14 protein-coding genes and 1 pseudogene are annotated in these 16037 nt (G+C 70.3%); 10 read left to right on the top strand and 5 right to left on the bottom strand.

The annotated features are described in order from the left end of the window. A pseudogene (locus ACJ73U_RS03545) lies at nucleotides 1-567 on the top strand (hypothetical protein); the annotation flags it as partial. A gap of 4 nt (nucleotides 568-571) precedes the next feature. On the opposite strand, the gene ACJ73U_RS03540 reads toward ACJ73U_RS03545, so the two are convergent. Further along, nucleotides 572-1753 (bottom strand): PQQ-dependent sugar dehydrogenase, encoded by a 1182-nt coding sequence (locus ACJ73U_RS03540; RefSeq protein WP_407776048.1) that lies wholly within the window; start codon nucleotides 1751-1753, stop codon nucleotides 572-574. Nucleotides 1754-1804: 51 nt separating this feature from the next. Here ACJ73U_RS03540 and ACJ73U_RS03535 point away from each other — a divergent pair, with 51 nt between their 5' ends. The 3 genes from ACJ73U_RS03535 to hemW are packed head-to-tail and all read left to right on the top strand — an operon-like array spanning nucleotide 1805 to nucleotide 4726. Further along, nucleotides 1805-2710: a 2-hydroxyacid dehydrogenase gene (locus ACJ73U_RS03535; RefSeq protein ID WP_407776047.1), complete on the top strand. Its 906-nt coding sequence runs from the start codon at nucleotides 1805-1807 to the stop codon at nucleotides 2708-2710. 50 nt (nucleotides 2711-2760) lie between these two features. Beyond that, nucleotides 2761-3456, top strand: coding sequence for a DoxX family protein (locus ACJ73U_RS03530; RefSeq protein ID WP_407776046.1), 696 nt, complete (start codon nucleotides 2761-2763; stop codon nucleotides 3454-3456). A gap of 37 nt (nucleotides 3457-3493) precedes the next feature. Then, nucleotides 3494-4726: a radical SAM family heme chaperone HemW gene (gene hemW / locus ACJ73U_RS03525; RefSeq protein ID WP_407776045.1), complete on the top strand. Its 1233-nt coding sequence runs from the start codon at nucleotides 3494-3496 to the stop codon at nucleotides 4724-4726. A gap of 1082 nt (nucleotides 4727-5808) precedes the next feature. On the opposite strand, the gene ACJ73U_RS03520 is transcribed toward hemW, so the two are convergent. From ACJ73U_RS03520 to ACJ73U_RS03510, 3 genes are read right to left on the bottom strand one after another with little or no spacing between them, the layout of a single operon-like run. After that, the gene (locus ACJ73U_RS03520) at nucleotides 5809-7020 is read right to left on the bottom strand and encodes an RNA polymerase sigma factor (protein ID WP_407776044.1); all 1212 of its coding nucleotides are present in this window, start codon (nucleotides 7018-7020) and stop codon (nucleotides 5809-5811) included. Further along, the gene (locus tag ACJ73U_RS03515) at nucleotides 7017-7412 is read right to left on the bottom strand and encodes a YciI family protein (protein WP_407776043.1); all 396 of its coding nucleotides are present in this window, start codon (nucleotides 7410-7412) and stop codon (nucleotides 7017-7019) included. Before ACJ73U_RS03515 ends, ACJ73U_RS03520 begins: the two co-directional genes overlap by 4 nt. Beyond that, nucleotides 7409-7780, bottom strand: coding sequence for a VOC family protein (locus ACJ73U_RS03510; protein WP_407776042.1), 372 nt, complete (start codon nucleotides 7778-7780; stop codon nucleotides 7409-7411). The genes ACJ73U_RS03515 and ACJ73U_RS03510 overlap by 4 nt, the downstream gene beginning before the upstream one ends. Nucleotides 7781-7933: 153 nt before the next feature. On the opposite strand from ACJ73U_RS03510, the gene ACJ73U_RS03505 reads away from it, so the two are divergent. Next, entirely contained in the window at nucleotides 7934-9139 is a 1206-nt protein-coding gene (locus tag ACJ73U_RS03505) for a cytochrome P450 (protein ID WP_407776041.1), read from the top strand. Nucleotides 9140-9194: 55 nt separating this feature from the next. On the opposite strand, the gene ACJ73U_RS03500 is transcribed toward ACJ73U_RS03505, so the two are convergent. Continuing rightward, nucleotides 9195-9908 (bottom strand): TetR/AcrR family transcriptional regulator, encoded by a 714-nt coding sequence (locus tag ACJ73U_RS03500; protein WP_407776040.1) that lies wholly within the window; start codon nucleotides 9906-9908, stop codon nucleotides 9195-9197. A gap of 104 nt (nucleotides 9909-10012) precedes the next feature. Here ACJ73U_RS03500 and ACJ73U_RS03495 point away from each other — a divergent pair, with 104 nt between their 5' ends. The 5 genes from ACJ73U_RS03495 (at nucleotide 10013) to ACJ73U_RS03475 (ending at nucleotide 15581) form a co-directional block, all read left to right on the top strand. After that, nucleotides 10013-11560: an FAD-dependent monooxygenase gene (locus tag ACJ73U_RS03495; protein ID WP_407776039.1), complete on the top strand. Its 1548-nt coding sequence runs from the start codon at nucleotides 10013-10015 to the stop codon at nucleotides 11558-11560. Nucleotides 11561-11880: 320 nt separating this feature from the next. Next, entirely contained in the window at nucleotides 11881-12384 is a 504-nt protein-coding gene (locus ACJ73U_RS03490) for a hypothetical protein (protein ID WP_407776038.1), read from the top strand. Nucleotides 12385-12536: 152 nt separating this feature from the next. After that, a complete protein-coding gene (hrcA, locus tag ACJ73U_RS03485) occupies nucleotides 12537-13562 on the top strand; it encodes a heat-inducible transcriptional repressor HrcA (RefSeq protein ID WP_407776037.1) in 1026 nt (341 codons plus the stop codon). Nucleotides 13563-13632: 70 nt separating this feature from the next. Then, the gene (gene dnaJ / locus ACJ73U_RS03480) at nucleotides 13633-14775 is read left to right on the top strand and encodes a molecular chaperone DnaJ (protein ID WP_407776036.1); all 1143 of its coding nucleotides are present in this window, start codon (nucleotides 13633-13635) and stop codon (nucleotides 14773-14775) included. A 59-nt stretch (nucleotides 14776-14834) separates the two neighbouring features. Further along, complete coding sequence (locus ACJ73U_RS03475; protein WP_407776035.1) at nucleotides 14835-15581, top strand: 16S rRNA (uracil(1498)-N(3))-methyltransferase; 747 nt, start codon at nucleotides 14835-14837, stop codon at nucleotides 15579-15581. Nucleotides 15582-16037 lie beyond the last annotated feature (456 nt).

Raw genomic sequence — 16037 nt, 5'->3', positions numbered from 1 at the left:
TCCGCCGAGTTCGGCCTCCGCGCGGTCGCGGGGATCGCCGGTCCGTACGACATCCGCGGCCAGGAGATACCTGCCGCGCTGGACGGCCGGCTCGACGGGGTCAGCGCGACGCTGTACCTCGGCTACGCGATCACGGCGTGGAACCGCGTCCACCGGCTGTACGACTCGCCGGCCGAGGCGTTCCGCGCGCCGTACGACCGGGTGGTCGAGTCCCTGTTCGACAGCGACCACGAGGAGCTGGACGTGGTGAACGCCCTGCCGCACACCCCGCAGGAGCTGTTCACCGACGAGTTCCTCGCGCGGCTGGCCCACCCGGACGGCGCGCTCGCGGCCGTGCTCGCGGCGAACGACGACGCGTGCGACTGGCGCCCGCGCGTGCCCGTGCGCCTGTTCGCCGGCACCGCCGACCGCGACGTGGTGTTCGCCAACTCGGTGAGCTGCCAGGCCGCGCTGCGGGCACACGGCACCCGCGACAGCGAGGTCGTCGACGTGGGCGAGGTCGACCACTTCATCTCGGCCCGCGTGGCACTGCCACAGGTCCTGACCTGGTTCGACGCGTTGCGCTGAGCCCTCAATCCGCGCCGCCGGGGCCACCGCCGCCGGCGATGGCGATCACGACCGCACGGTCGTCGCTGGAGACGGGCTGGCCGCCGTCCTTGTTGATCGTGCCGGCCACCGCGACCTGCTCGTTCACCGCGTCCATGCCGCCGAACAGGCCGTAGCCCTGGTCCTTGTCGAGGGTCACCTCCGGCTTCCCGGCGAACGATCCGTCCGACGCGATCGGCAGCCGCTGCGCGTTACCGGCGGTCGACATGACGATCACCACGCCGGTGGCCATCGACGCGCAGCCCGACACGCCCGGCCGGTCCGGCCACGTCCACGCGGGCGTCGTCAGCGGCTTGCCCAACTCCAGCCGGTACAGCACGTCCTGGGTGGCGGCCCGGTCCGTCACCCAGGCACCGGGCCCGTTGACGGACGTGCACACCCCACCGGGCTGACGCAGCCCGCTGGCCACGACCAGTGACGCCGTGTTGGGGTTGCCGGTCGCGGGCGCACCGCTCGCGTCGAACCGGAGCACCTTGCCGGCCAGCGAGTTCAGGTCGCCGGCGGCCTGCTGGTTGCCGGCGTCACCGGTGGCGAGCAGCAACGCGCCGGTGCGGTCGAGCGCGAGCGCGCCCCGGTTGTCGGTCGCGCCGCGCGGGATGCCGGTGATGACCGGCTTGGGCACGTCACCGGGCGCGATCCGCACCACGCGGTTGTCGGTCGCGGTCGTGGTGTAGGCGAAGATCAGCTGGTCCTCGGCGTAGGTGGGGGAGAGGGCGAGCCCGGTCAGGCCGCCGTCCGTGCTCCCGTCCACCGGCACGGTCGCGACCAGCTGGGGGTCCGCGCCGTGCTTGACCCGCAGGATCCGCCCGGTGCGCCGCTCGCCGACCAGCGCCACCGGGTCCCGGCCGTCGCCGGGGAAAGCCGCGACCGCGACCACCGTGTCCAGGCAGGTGGCGATGACCGCGGGGTCGTAGTCCTTGCAGCCGTCCGGCGGCGGGATCTCGCTCGGCGCCCCGCTCCCGCCGGCGCCGCCCTCACCGGGCTGGCTCTCGCCCGGCACCTGCGGGTCCGGGCCGCCCTGCGGGGTCAGCTGCTCCTGCGGCCGCCAGCTCTGCGGCGGCGGCTGGTCGGGGAACGCGGCACACCCGGCGGCCAGCAGGACGCCGCCGAGCACGCCCGCTACCAGCACGCGTGACCTCAAGGACATGTCTCCACGCTAGGGGCGTGCCCGTGAACATCGGGTAAGTAGGGTGCTGGCGTGGCGATCACTGTGCTGGTTCCGGACGAGGCGGGCGAGGCGGCCCTTGCCGGGGTCGACGGCGTCGAGGTGGTGCGGTACGACTCGGTCGACGCGCTGCCGGAACGTGCCGAGGTCCTGGTCCCGGGCTTCCTGGTCGAGTCAGACCCGGTCGCGGTCGTGTCCCGGCTGCCGAGGCTCCGGCTGATCCAGCTGCTCACGGCGGGTGCCGAGAACTGGATCGGCCGGGTGCCGCCGCACGTGACGCTGTCGACCGCCCGGGGCGCCCACGGCGGGAGCACCGCGGAGTGGGCCCTGGCGGTGCTGCTGGCCGTGTACCGCGAGCTGATCCCGTTCGAGCGGGAGCGCGTGGCCCGGACGTGGATCCGTGAGCCGACGGAGACGCTGCTGGACAAGAAGGTGCTGGTCATCGGCGCCGGCGACCTCGGCAGCCAGCTCAAACGCCGCCTGGACGCGTGCGACGCGCGGACGACGCTGGTCGGCCACCGCGCCCGCGACGGCGTGCGCGGCATCGACGAGGTGCCCACGCTGCTGGGCGAGCACGACGCCGTGGTGCTGATGGTGCCGCTCACCCCGGCCACGACGGGCATGGTCGACGCGGCGTTCCTGTCCAGGATGCGGGACGGCGCGGTGCTGGTGAACGCGGCACGCGGCAAGGTCGTGGACACCGACGCGCTGGTCGCGGAGCTGGTGTCCGGCCGCCTCCGCGCCGCCCTGGACGTGACCGAGCCGGAGCCGCCGCCGGCGGATCACCCGCTGTGGACCGCCCCCAACCTGCTGCTGACCCCGCACGTGGCGGCGAGCGTGGAGGGTTACCAGCGGCGGTCCTACGCCGTGGTCGCCGCGCAGATCGCCCGGTTCGTGGCGGGGCAGCCGCTCCAGAACGTGGTACGAGGCGACTACTGATCGCGAGATTTGCCGCCCACCCGTTCGGCCGATGCAATACCCTCGCGCGGGTGAGCAATGAAGACGACCGTGGCTTCTTCACCACGAGTGACTCCTCGTCCACGACGCAGAACTTCGGGACCCCGAGATCGGGCTCGCCGGGGTTCTTCGACGACGACGCGTCGTTCTCGAACGCTCAGACCACGACTTTCCCCGGTTACGGCGACACCGACATCGCCGAAACGGAGGCCGCCCCGACCGAGCGCCGAAGGGCGGAGTGGCACGGCGGCTTGGACTTCGGCCTGCTGGTGCTCCGCCTGGCGCTGGGCGGCCTGTTCGTCGCGCACGGGGTCGACAAGCTGTTCGGCTGGTTGAACGGGCCGATCAGCGGCATGGACGCGACCAGGCACGTCCTGACCGAGGCCGGTTTCACCGAGCCGGGCGTCCTGGCCTGGGTGCTGGCGATCAGCGAGACCGCCGGCGGCCTGCTGGTGATCCTGGGCCTGTTCTTCCCGGTCGGCGCCGCGGCCATCCTCGGCGTGATGGCGAACGTCATCGCCGTGAAGGGCAACTGGCACCAGTTCCTCGGCAACGTGGAACTGGAGTCGATGTACGCGGTGGCGGCGTTCGCCCTGCTGTTCACCGGCCCGGGCCGCATCGCGTTGGACCGTCATACACCGTGGTGGCGCCGGGCGCCGCTGTTCGGTTTCGTGTTCCTGGTCATCGCGGCCGGCCTGTCCGTGGTCACCCTGGTGGTGTGGCGCTGAGCGCGGGCCCGCGAAGCGGTCGGCGATACTGGTAGGCGTGCCTTCCGCACTCCCCGACGGTGACGCCGCGCCGCCCGACGGCGCCCTGCCCGAGCCCGCCCTGCGCGGCCTCGGGCAACGCCCGTTCGGCGTCTACGTACACGTGCCGTTCTGCGCCACCCGCTGCGGCTACTGCGACTTCAACACCTACACGGCGGCCGACCTGGCCACGTCATCCGCCTCGCCGACGTCCTGGCTGGCCGCGGTTCGCCAGGAGCTGACCCTGGCGGCGGAGGTCCTGGGCACCCCACCCCCGGCAGAGACTGTTTTCGTCGGCGGCGGCACCCCGTCACTCCTGGGCGCCACGGGCCTGGCGGAGGTCCTGACCGCGGTCCGCGACACGGTGGGCCTGACCGCCGACGCCGAGGTGACCACGGAGTCCAACCCGGAGTCGACGTCCCCCGAGTTCTTCGAGGCCATCCGGGCGGCCGGCTACACCAGGGTGTCCCTGGGCATGCAGTCGGCGGCCCCGCACGTGCTGGCGGTCCTGGACCGAACCCACACCCCAGGCCGAGCCACAGCCGCCGCCCGTGAGGCCCGCCAGGCCGGCTTCGACCACGTGAACCTGGACCTCATCTACGGCACCCCGGGCGAGAGGGAGGAGGACCTGACCCGCTCCCTGGACGCGGTCCTGGAAACGGGCGTAGACCACGTCTCGGCCTATGCCCTGATAGTCGAAGAGGGAACGGCACTGGCGCGCCGCATAGCCAGAGGCACCCTCCCCGCCCCCGACGACGACGTCCTGGCCGACCGCTACGAACAGGTGGACAGGGTGCTGTCCGCGGCGGGCCTCCACTGGTACGAGGTCTCCAACTGGGCAACAGAGCCAAAGGCGTGGTGCCGCCACAACCTGACGTACTGGACGGGCGCCGACTGGTGGGGCGTAGGCCCCGGCGCCCACAGCCACGTGGGCGGCGTCCGCTGGTGGAACGTGAAGCACCCGGCCCGCTACGCAGCCATCTTGGCGCAGGGCAACTCCCCAGCAGCCGCAAGAGAATCCCTGACCCCCGCGGACCGCCACCTGGAACGAGTAATGCTCCAACTCCGCCTGGCGGACGGCCTCCCACTGGACATCCTCACCCCGGAAGTCCAGGAGGAAGCCCGTGAAGCAGCAGAAGAGGGGCTGCTGGACAAGCCAGCACTGGCCGGAGTGAACGGCAAGTTCGGCCGCTGCATCCTGACCCTGAAAGGCCGCCTACTAGCCGACGCGGTAGTCCGCCGCCTTACCTGACCTCCTTTCGTATCGTCACCTCCTTTCGTCTCGTTCCGGGGGAACCTGCGAATTCCAGGCTAGCAGCATCACCCGACAATTCCCGAGCGCCAACCTGCTATTGCCCATGATTCCCCCGGCCACTCCGAGCGAAAGTCCCACTCGTGCCCCCGGGGGGCCCCCGGTTTCAACGCTACCAGCGAACACCGACAGTTCCCGTGTTGAAGCCGCCCACCGGCAAAACTTTCTGGCTGACTCCGAGCGAAAGTCCCTTTCGTCTGCCGAGGGACCCCCGATTTCAATGCTACCCGCCTGCACCGACCGTTTCTGCATTGAAACCATCCACCGGCAAAACTTTTCTGCTCGCATCGAGCGAAAGTCCCACTCGTCCGCTGGGGGTCCCCCCGGTTCTAACGCTACCGAAATCCACCGACATTTCTGGACTGTCCACAGGCGATTGTCCACAGACGCCGAATCTGTCGGTGCCCCTCGGTAGACTTGAATCGGGGGCCGGAGGCCACGCCCCGGCAGGCTCAGGCGGTCGTAGCATGTGATCTTGGTGTTCGGTGGGGGAAGGGTGCCCTGTCGTGCGCAGGATGTTGACGTTGGTTGATCGGGAGGAGATCTCCCGTGGTCTTGCGGGAACTGTTGGAATACAAGGACATCGCTGTCCGGATCGTCGTGATCCGTCGGTCGTCTCGCGTGAGGTGGCTCGTCATGGTGGCCGGGACGGTTACCGGGCGGGTGTCGGCCGAGGCCGTGGCGGTTGTGGGTCGGGCTCGGCCGAAGGTGATGGCGGTCGCCCGGTCCACGCGGACACGGACACAGGTGTGGTCGTTGTTGCGTCGTGGCTGGTCACCGGCTTCGATCGCGGGCCGGTTGGCCCGTGACCATCGGGTCGGAGGCCCTGGTCGGGTGAGTCATGAGGCGATCTACCAGTGGGTCTACGCCCAGCCGGTCGCGACCCTGCGCCGGGAGTTGATCGCGTTACGCGCCGGACGCACCCGCCGGACCGGTCCACGTGCTGTCCCGGCGCCGCGGATCCGGGAGCCTCGCTATCTCGATGAGCGCGCCGACGACGTCGCGGGTCGCGCGGTGCCTTGTCATTGGGAGGGGGATCTGGTGATCGGCAAGGCAGCAAGCCGGGACGCGCGGTCTCGCAGGTATCGCTGCTCCGGCACGCTGGTGGTGAGCCGCGCCGCCTCGCGGTACTCCTCACGCGCCTCAGCCACCGCCCCCGACATCTCCAGCAAATGCGCCCGCACCGCGTGCAACCGGTGATGCCCCGCCAGCCGCACATCCGCCGACAACGGCGCCAGTGCCGCCAACCCCGCCGCCGCTCCCTCGGCCATCCCGACCGCCACCGCCTGGTTGAGCGTCACCACCGGATTGGGGTCGAGCGCCGACAGCACGCGGTACAGCGCCACGATCTGCCGCCAGTCCGTCGTCGCCGAGGAAGTCGCCTCCGTGTGGACGGCCGCGATCGCCGCCTCCACCTGGTACACCCCGAGTCGAGCGTGCGTGAGCGCGTGTCGCACCAACGCAAGCCCCTCAGCGACCAGGGCCCGATCCCACAACGCCCGGTCCTGCTCCGCCAACGGCACCAAGCTCCCGTCGGGAAGCGTCCGGGCCGGTCGCCGCGCGTCCGTCAGCAGCATCAGCGCGAGCAACCCGGCCACCTCGCCATCCGTCGGCGACAGCGCGTGCACGAGCCGCGCCAACCGGATCGCCTCCCGCGCCAGCTCGGCCCGGTGCAGCGACTCCCCGGACGACGCCGTGTACCCCTCGGTGAAGATCAGGTACAGCACGTGCAGCACCGCCCGCAGGTCCACCGGTTGAGTGAACCGCGCCCCACTCGCCCTGATCTTCTGCTTGGCCCGGCTGATCCGCTGCCCCATCGTGTGCTCCGGCACCAGGAACGCCCGCGCGATCTCCGCCGTCGTCAACCCGCCGACCGCGCGCAGCGTCAACGCGATCTGCGAGGCCGGCGTCAGGCTCGGGTGGCAGCACAACGCGAGCAGCATCAGCGTGTCGTCACCCTCATCCGGCGTGTCGACGGCCGGACCGACGGACAGGGCCTCCCGCCGCCGGCTGGCCTGCTCACTGCGCAGCTGGTCGGTCAGCTTCCGCGCCGCGACCGTGATCAGCCACGCGTCCGGCCGCTCGGGCACCCCGTCGGCTGGCCAGCGCGTCGCGGCCGCCAGCAGTGCCTCCTGCGTCGCGTCCTCCGCCGCCTCGAAGTCGCGGTACCGCCGCACGAGCGCGGCGAGGACCTGCGGCGCGAGCCGGCGCAGCAGGTCCTCCAGCCCGGTCACATCTCCTGCCCCGCCATCTCCATGATCGGCCGCACCTCGACCGCCGCGAACCGCGCGTCGGGGAACCGCGACGCGATCTCCGTCGCGCGCGCGGCGCTCTCACAGTCGAGCACGCAGTACCCCGCGAGCTGCTCCTTCGCCTCCACGTACGGGCCGTCGGTCGTGACCGGCACCCCGTCGCGCCCGCGCACGCTCTTGGTGAGCGCCGGATCCGCCAACGCCACCCCGGCCACGAACTCGCCGGACTCGACGATCTCCCGCCGCAGCTCCTCGGCCTGCCGGACCAGCTCGTCACGCTCCTCCGCCGGCAGGGCGAGGAAGCCGGGGTCGTGCAGGAACATCGGGTGCTCCCAGTTCCGGGGGTTGCCGTAGATCATGATGAGGTACTTCACCGCGTCTCCTCCTGCCCGGCCACACCGATGAGGTTGCCCTCCGGATCGGTGAAGTGTCCGACAGCGAAGTCACCGGCGCGCGCCGGCCCCATGACCCGCTCGCCACCGAGCTCCTCAGCCCGCCGCAACGCGGCCTCGACATCGGTCACGCCGACGTAGAACAGCACACGCGGCGCGAAACCGGTGCCCCCGCCGACGCCGCCGTTGATCCCGGCGTTCCCGACGAACCCGTACTCGCCGGGCCGTGACACCTCCTCGGTGACCGCGTCCCCCACCTGGAACTCCCACCCGAACAGGGCCGCGTAGTAGTCACGCAACGCGGCCGGCCCACCGCCGACGATCTCGAAGTGCACCACAGGGTGACTCATGGTTGTCCTCCCGTTCGAGACGCCCGAACGGGCGTCACGCGACAGAGGACGGAGTCGTCGCCCGCGGTTCGACATCCGGCCAGACGAAGTGCCCGCGCAACCCAACGGGCGACATACGCTGAGTAGGTCGCCGACACGGAGTAGGTGAACGTCGTGACCGAGACAGAGCTGCTCTTCAACCCGTTCCTGCCCGACTTCACCGAAGACCCGTACCCGCTCTACCAGCGCATGCGCGACCTGGACCCGATGCACCAGCACCCGCTCGGCTTCTGGCTCGTGACCCGCTACGACGACGTGGCCGCGCTGCTGCGGGGCAACCTGTCGGTCGAGTACCGCAACCTCGGCACCGGCGCGGTCGCCGACCAGCACCAACAACTGGAGCATGCAAGCACGGCGTTCACCGCGTCCATGCTGGACCGCGACCCGCCCGACCACACGCGGCTGCGCAGGCTCGTCACCAAGGTCTTCACCCCGAAGGCGGTCGCCGCGCTGGAGCCGAAGGTGGCGGCCCTGGTGGACGCCTCCCTCGACCGGATCGCCGAGCAACGCACGGTCGACCTGATCGAGGCGCTCGCGTTCCCGCTGCCGTTCGCGGTGATCTCCGAGCTGCTCGGCACACCACCCACCGACCACGTGCGGCTCCGTGAGCTGACCGGGACGGTCGTGCGCTCACTGGAGGTGGTGACCGACGACGAGGTGGTGCGTGCGATCGCCGCCGCCGAGGTCGAGCTGATGGCCCTGATGCGCGAGATCATCGACTGGAAGCGCAAGAACCCGGCCGACGACCTGCTCACCGCGCTCATCGCCGCCGAGGACGAGGGCGACCAGCTGACCGACGAGGAGTTGGTGGCGCAGGCGCAGCTGCTGTACATCGCCGGCCACGAGACCACGGTGAACCTCATCGGCAACGGTGTCCTCGCACTGCTGCGCAACCCCGACCAGCGGGAACTCCTCCGCGCCCGACCGGACCTCGCGGCCAACGCGGTGGAGGAGCTGCTGCGTTACGACAGTCCCGTCCAGCAGTCCCGCCGCATCACCACCGCGCCGTACATGCTCGGCGGCCGTGAGATCCCGGCCGGCATGTTCGTGATCGCCGGTCTGGCCTCCGCGAACCGCGACGAGCGCCGCTTCGGCCCGACCGCCCACCAACTGCGCCTCGACCGCGAGGACGCCCGCGCACAGGTGTCCTTCGGCGCCGGCCCGCACCACTGCCTGGGCGCGGCACTGGCTCGCCTGGAGGGTCGCCTGGCCATCAACGGCCTGGTGAGCCGCTTCCCCGGCCTTGCCCTTGCCGGTGACGTCGAGTGGAACGGCCGCCTGAACCTGCGCGGCGTGGCCACACTCCCGATCACGGTCTGACGAGCCGACCGTCCACCGCCGACAGGTACGGTCTCCCGCCGTGCGACATCGGTGTCTACCTCGGTCCGTCGCTCGCCCCGTGCCGTGGCTCGAAGGCGGAGATCAGCCCGGCGAGGAACACGTCCAGCGCGAACTCGAACCGCTCCTCGGGCGCGGCCTCACTGAGGATTTCGCCGACGCCCAGCAGGTTCGGGAACTGAGCGGGACGCGCCGCCATGTACGCGCCGATCTTCTCGCCCCTGGCCCGGATCTGCTCCTTGTCGAGCTCACCGGTGCGGACGGCGGCGAGTTCGTACGCGAACGCCGAGCACCACAGCGACAGCGTGTCGAACGCGAACACCGCGGTCCGGTCGGGCAGCCCACCCGCCCGCAGGACCGCGAGCACGGCCTCTCCATAGGCGAGCGCGTTCGGACCCGCCGGTACGACGGTCTCCAGGCCGACCCTGGCTATGCCGGGATAGGACGTCAGCATCGCCAGCTGCGCCCTGGCCATCTCGAGGATCTGTTCGGTCCACCTGTCCGGGTCCGGCTCAGGACGGGGTAACCGGCCGAGTAGCCGGTCGAGCATCAGTTCATGTAGTTCCTCCTTACTGCCCACGTGTGCGTAGAGCGATGCCGGTCCCGTGTCGAGCTCCTGCGCGACCCGCCGCATGGTCACGGTGTCCAGGCTGCCCTTGCCCAGCAGCTCGAGCGCGGTGTCGACGACCAGGTCCTGGCTGAGCGTCCGGCGGCGCACAGCCGGTCGGGCCCTGGGCCACTCCGCCTCCATCGAGCACCTCCCTCTCCGCTACGCCGAGCACTCTACTTGACACGAACCAGGTTCGCGCGTAGAACGGCGTTTGTCAAAACGAACGACGTTCGAACGGAGCTTACATGTCTGACGAGCAAACCCCGGTGCTGGTTGTCGGTGCCGGACTGGCAGGCCTTTCCCTCGCGATGTTCCTCGGCGTGCACGGCGTGCGCTCGCTCGTGGTGGAGCGACACCCGACCACCTCGATCTACCCGAAGGCGCGTGGCCAGTTCCCGCACACGATGGAGGCGCTGCGCGTGGCCGGAGTGGCCGGTCGCGTCTTCGACGCCGGCCCGGACGTCCCGGACTTCCACATTGTCGTGGCGGAGAGTGTGCGGGGCCGCGTCTACAACGACCTGGTCATGGACGCGAACCCGGACTTCAGCGCCCTGAGCCCGGCCGGGTGGGCCAACGCCAGCCAGGAGCGGACCGAGCCGGTCCTACTGGCACGGGCGCGCGAACTGGGTGCGGACGTCCGCTTCGGTACCGAGCTGGTCTCCTTCACGCAGAACGACTCCGAGGTCCACGCGGTGTTACGCGACGCGACGGGCGAACACCGGGTCCGTGCCGACTACCTGGTCGCGGCGGACGGCCATCGAAGCCCGATCCGTCACGCACTGGGCATCGGCACGCACGGTCGCGGCGACCTGAGCCGGTCCATCGGCATCGTCTTCGAAGCGGACCTGGGCATGAGCGGCTTCGGGCTGTACTTCCTGCGGAACCCGGAGCTGCCGGGTGGCGCGGGGGTCGTCGTGAGCACCGACGACCCCAACCGGTACGCACTGTCGGTGGGCTATCGCGAAGACGTCACCGAGGCGGAGTGGATCTCGATGATCCGCGTCGCGACGGGTGTCCCGGACCTGAACCCACTGCTGGTGACCGGTGGCGTGACGACCGGCCACACGTCGGTGCGGGTCGCCGACCGCTTCTCCAGCGGGCGCGTGCACCTGATCGGTGACGCGGTGCGCGTCATGCCACCGACGGGTGGCTTCGGCGGCAACACGGCCATTCTGGACGGTTACTACCTGGCGTGGAAGTTGGCGATGGTCGTGAAGGGAGAGGCGGGGCCGGCCCTCCTGGACAGTCACGACCCGGAACGCCGCCCGTACGCGGACATCCTCGTGGAGCAGCAGTACACGGCGTTCGTGCAGCGCCTACGCCCCGACCTGGCCGACGACACGCTGGCCGCCCCACTCGACCCGGTGTCCACATTGTTCTTCGGCTACCGCCACCTGTCCTCGGCGGTCGCCCTGGAACCGGACGACGACGGTGCGGCGCTGGAGAACCCCGAACAGCCGACAGCAAGGCCGGGATCGCGCGCCCCGCACGTCCCGCTGCGCCGCGACGGCACGCCCACGTCCACACGAGACCTGTTCGGCCGGAAATTCGTGCTGCTGACCGGTCCAGCAGCCGACAGGTGGGTGACGGCCTCGGCAAACCTCGACCTGACGGTGGACACCTACCGCGTGGGCGAGGACCTGGAAGACCCGGATGGACACTTCACCAAGACCTACGGAATCACGGACGAGGGCGCGGTACTCGTCCGTCCAGACGGCTTCGTGGCGTGGCGAGCAGAAGGCGCCGAAGGCGACCTGGAGGAGGCGGTGAACAAGATCCTCTCCCGCGCCTGACGTCCGGCCGAACCTGCTCGAGGATCGACGGCGTCTCCGATGGAATCCGAGAGTGTGCCGCGTGTTCGACGGCGGTCAGGCGCTAAGTCCCACTCGCCCGGCCGTACACCACTGGATTTTCGCGGGTTCGCCGTCGCGGTGAGCCGCCGGCTGCCCAGGGCGCGGTGGGCAGGCGAGCCCTGTTCACTCCGCTGCGGGAATCGTCGCTGCGGAGTGGTCGCTGCGGGAGCTGGTCGCTGCGGGAATCGTCGCCCAGGAATCGTCGTGAGAATCGTCGCCACAGGAATTGTCAACGACAAGAACGACAGGAGGTGATCGCCTTGGAAGCAGAGGCATGGAGGGCGACCGGGGTGATCGAGGCGCCGCTGGAGCGCGTGCTCGACGTACTCCTCGCAGTATCGGAAGGGCCGATCGGCGCCCACAACGCCCCGCTGTTGTGCGCTGTGCCGGGAGCTGGCTGGCTGCTGACGCGCGCGACACTCCAGGGCGGCCCGCACAAGTTCACGATCCACTACGGCCAGCGTCATGGCCAGCGCGCGGGCCACTATGACCAGCACCCCGGAGGCACGGTCGAGGTGGACCGGGACCGCGGCTCCTTCGGCTTCCGCGGCGGCTACAAGTTCGGCGCCGAATACCACTTCACCCCACACCCGAAGGGCACGCTCCTGACCTATCGAACCTTCAACATCGCACCGGAGCGGCACCGGAACCGGGCGATCGTCCGCGTCCAGTTCCGGCTCGGCGGCACACTCAAGATCGGCTTACGCGGCGGCCTCCGCCGCATCGGGAAGCTCCTCGGTTGCCGCGCGTACCCGGGTGCCTGACCGACCGTAGGCCGGTGTTGCGTACGTCACGCTCTGCTCAGTTGAGCCGGTCGGACTCACCGAACTGCCAGTAAACGGTCACATTCGGCACCGGTTCGACCGGTACTTGCGTCCACCTCCGTAAACTTGTGGTGAAGACGGGAGGTGACCTGATGGCGAGTACCGATGAGCGGCGGTTCGCGGTCCTGCGGGCGATCGTGGCTGACTACGTGTCCAGCCAGGAGCCGGTCGCTTCCAAGGCGATCGTCGAGCGGCACAACCTGGGCGTTTCCAGCGCGACCGTGCGCAACGACATGGCCTCGCTCGAGGAGGAGGGGTACATCGCCCAGCCGCACACCAGCGCTGGGCGGATCCCCACCGACAAGGGGTACCGGTTGTTCGTCGACCGGTTGACCGACGTCAAGCCGCTGTCCGCGGCGGAGCGGCGGGCCATCCGCCTGTTCCTCGACGGGGCGATCGACCTCGACGACGTGATGCGGCGGTCCGTCCGGCTGTTGGCGCAGCTCACGCGGCAGGTAGCGGTCATCCAGTACCCGACGTTGACGCACTCGACCGTGCGGCACATCGAGCTGGTCCAGCTCACGCCCGCGCGGGTCATGCTGGTGCTGATCACGGACAACGGGCGCGTGGAACAGCGGACCGTCGACCTCGGGGACGTCATCACGGACGACAACGTCTCGCGGTTGCGGAACATGCTGAACTCCGCGCTCGTTGACAACCCGTTGACGGAGGCTGCCGCCAAGGTCAGCGAGCTGCTCGAGGAAGCGTCGTCGGACCTGCGCGACGCGATGACGCGACTGGCCACCGTGCTGGTCGAGTCACTGGTGGAGCACCCCGAGGAGCGGCTGGTCCTGGGCGGCACCGCCAACCTCACCCGCAACGCGGCCGACTTCCCCGGGTCGCTGCGCCAGGTCCTCGAGGCCCTCGAGGAGCAGGTGGTGGTGCTCAAGCTGTTCGCCGCCGCCAGCCGGCCTGGCACCATTACGGTGCGGATCGGGGAGGAGAACGAGGCGGCCGAGATGCGCAGCACCTCAGTCGTCTCGATCGGCTACGGCGCGCACCAGACGCTGCTCGGCGGCATGGGCGTGGTGGGGCCGACCAGGATGGACTACCCAGGCACGATCGCGGCGGTACGGGCAGTCGCGAACTACGTCGGAGACATTCTGTCCGGGCGATAACGCCAGGGCAGCAGAGCACGGACATGGGAGACCCGGGCGCGGGGCACCGGGGCAGGAGGACGGGAACACGGTGGCGAGGGACTACTACGGCACTCTCGGGGTGCGTCAGGACGCTACGTCCGAAGAGATCAAGCGCGCCTACCGCAAGCTGGCGCGCGAGCTCCATCCCGACGTCAACCCCGACGAGGCGGCCCAGGAGCGCTTCCGCGAGGTCACCGCGGCCTACGAGGTCCTCGCCGACCCGCAGAAGCGCAAGATCGTCGACATGGGCGGCGACCCGCTCGGCAACGGCGGTGGCGGTGGGCGCGACCCCTTCGCCGGGTTCGGGCTCGGCGACATCATGGACGCCTTCTTCGGTGGCGGCATGGGCGGCGGCCGAGGCCCGCGCAGCCGCGTGCAGCCCGGGTCCGACGCGCTCATCCGCATCGAGCTGTCGCTGGAGGAGTGCAACACCGGGGTCACCCGTGAGCTGACCGTCGACACGGCCGTCCTGTGCGACGTGTGCCGGGGCGCCGGTGCCGCCGACGGGACCTCCGCGCAGGTCTGCGACACCTGCGCGGGCCGCGGCGAGATCCAGTCCGTCCAGCGGTCGTTCCTCGGGCAGGTCGTCACCGCGCGCCCGTGCCCGGTCTGCCGCGGCGTCGGCGAAATCATCCCCGACCCGTGCCGCCAGTGCGGCGGCGACGGTCGTGTCCGCGCCCGCCGCACCATCACCGCGAAGGTGCCGCCGGGTGTGGCCGACGGCATGCGGGTCCGGCTCTCCGGCCAGGGCGAGGTCGGCCCCGGCGGCGGCCCGGCCGGCGACCTGTACGTCGAGGTCGTCGAGCAGCCGCACCCGACCTTCGAGCGCAACGGCGCCGATCTGCACTGCACCGTCCGCATTCCGATGACCACCGCCGCGCTCGGCGCCGTCCTGCCGCTCGAGACCCTCGACGACACCGTCGAGCTGGAGCTCGACCCCGGCATCCAGCCCGGTACCGAACTGCTGCTCACCGGGCACGGCCTGCCGCGCCTGCGGTCAACCGGACGTGTCGACGGCCGCGGTGACCTGCACGTGCACGTCGAGGTCGACATCCCCAGCCGGCTCGACGCGCGGCAGACCGAGCTGCTCCGCGAGCTCGCCAGCCTCCGCGGCGAGGAGGACCAGATCGTCGCGACCACCAACGGTCGCGCCGGTGGGCTCTTCTCCCGGCTCCGCGCGCGTCACCGGTGAACGGAGCGCGGAACGAACCGGCAGGAACCAGGACGCCACGGAGTGCGTGAGAGAGCGTCGTGAGCGACACCGCGCCCGTCTTCCTCGTCGACACCGTCCCGTCGGGCACCCACGTGGTGCTCGACGGACCGGAAGGACGGCACGCCGCCGCCGTCCGCCGGCTCCAACCCGACGAGGAGCTCGTCATCGCCGACGGCAGGGGAGCGGCGGCCCTCTGTGTCGTTGAAACGGTTCAAAGCAAGGAAAGCCTTGCGCTGCGCGTGGTCCGCAGTTGGACAGAACCCCAACCGCGACCCCGAATCGTGCTCGCGCAGGCACTGATCAAAGGCGACCGAGGCGAGCTCGCCGTCGAGCTGGCCACGGAAACCGGCGTCGACGCCATCGTGCCGTGGCGTGCCGGGCGCAGCATCGTCAAGTGGGAGGACGGTCCGCGCGGCGCCAAAGCCCTGGCACGCTGGCGCAGCACTGTCCGCGAGGCGGCGAAACAGTCGCGCCGCGCCTGGATCCCCGAGGTCACCGAACCCGCCACGACGCGCCAACTAGTTGAATTGGTAAGGAAAAGTGCCGCCGCCGTCGTCCTCGACGCCGCCGCCGACACCGCCCTACGGGACGTGGTCCTGCCCACAACCGAAGGCGACCTGATGCTGGTTGTGGGGCCAGAAGGAGGAATTTCCGAAAGCGAGTTGGACACCCTCCGCGCCGCAGGAGCGCAGGTAGCACGGCTCGGTCCGACCGTACTGCGGGCATCGACCGCCGCCGCCGCCGCGATCGCGGCGCTAGGAGTACTGACGCCACGCTGGCGCTGAGAGTGCACAACGGTCTACTCTTTGCACAGCAACGCTGTTTGGGGAAGCGTGGCATCAGAGATCTACCGCCGGACACCTCCCCCCTCGGTCCGGCGGCGTCGCGTCGCGGTGGAGCGACCCCCAGGCTTCACCGCGACGCGACATCCTCCATCCTGTTCGTTGGCCTTGTGGCCAACTCCCGGGGTCCTTGTATCTGTCGGGGGGCCGAGCCCCCCGAGCCCCCCACGGTGCGGATGGTTGCTGACCCGGCGTGCTTGCGTTTGGAGTCGCGTTTCACGCTCTTGGGGGTGGGTGCTGGTCCGGTGTGGGTGTGTTTGGGAGTGGCGTTTCACGCTTGGGGTGGTTGCTGAGCCGGCGTGCTTGCGTTTGGAGTCGCGTTTCACGTTCTCGGGGTGGGTGCTGGTCCGGTGTGGGTGTGTTTGGGAGTGGCGTTTCACGCTTGGGGTGGTTGCTGAG

It is taken from the genome of Actinophytocola sp. (assembly GCF_045807065.1).
Lineage (GTDB): Bacteria > Actinomycetota > Actinomycetes > Mycobacteriales > Pseudonocardiaceae > Actinophytocola.
The sequence above is the reverse complement of the archived record's forward strand: the minus strand, read 5'-3'. Positions and strand labels throughout refer to the sequence as shown.

Coding starts and splice junctions, on each gene's coding strand:
- ACJ73U_RS03540 (WP_407776048.1), bottom strand. CDS start 1,753: ATGTCCTTGAGGTCACGCGTGCTGGTAGCGGGCGTGCTCGGCGGCGTC.
- ACJ73U_RS03510 (WP_407776042.1), bottom strand. CDS start 7,780: ATGAGTCACCCTGTGGTGCACTTCGAGATCGTCGGCGGTGGGCCGGCC.
- ACJ73U_RS03500 (WP_407776040.1), bottom strand. CDS start 9,908: ATGGAGGCGGAGTGGCCCAGGGCCCGACCGGCTGTGCGCCGCCGGACG.
- ACJ73U_RS03495 (WP_407776039.1), top strand. CDS start 10,013: ATGTCTGACGAGCAAACCCCGGTGCTGGTTGTCGGTGCCGGACTGGCA.
- hrcA (WP_407776037.1), top strand. CDS start 12,537: ATGGCGAGTACCGATGAGCGGCGGTTCGCGGTCCTGCGGGCGATCGTG.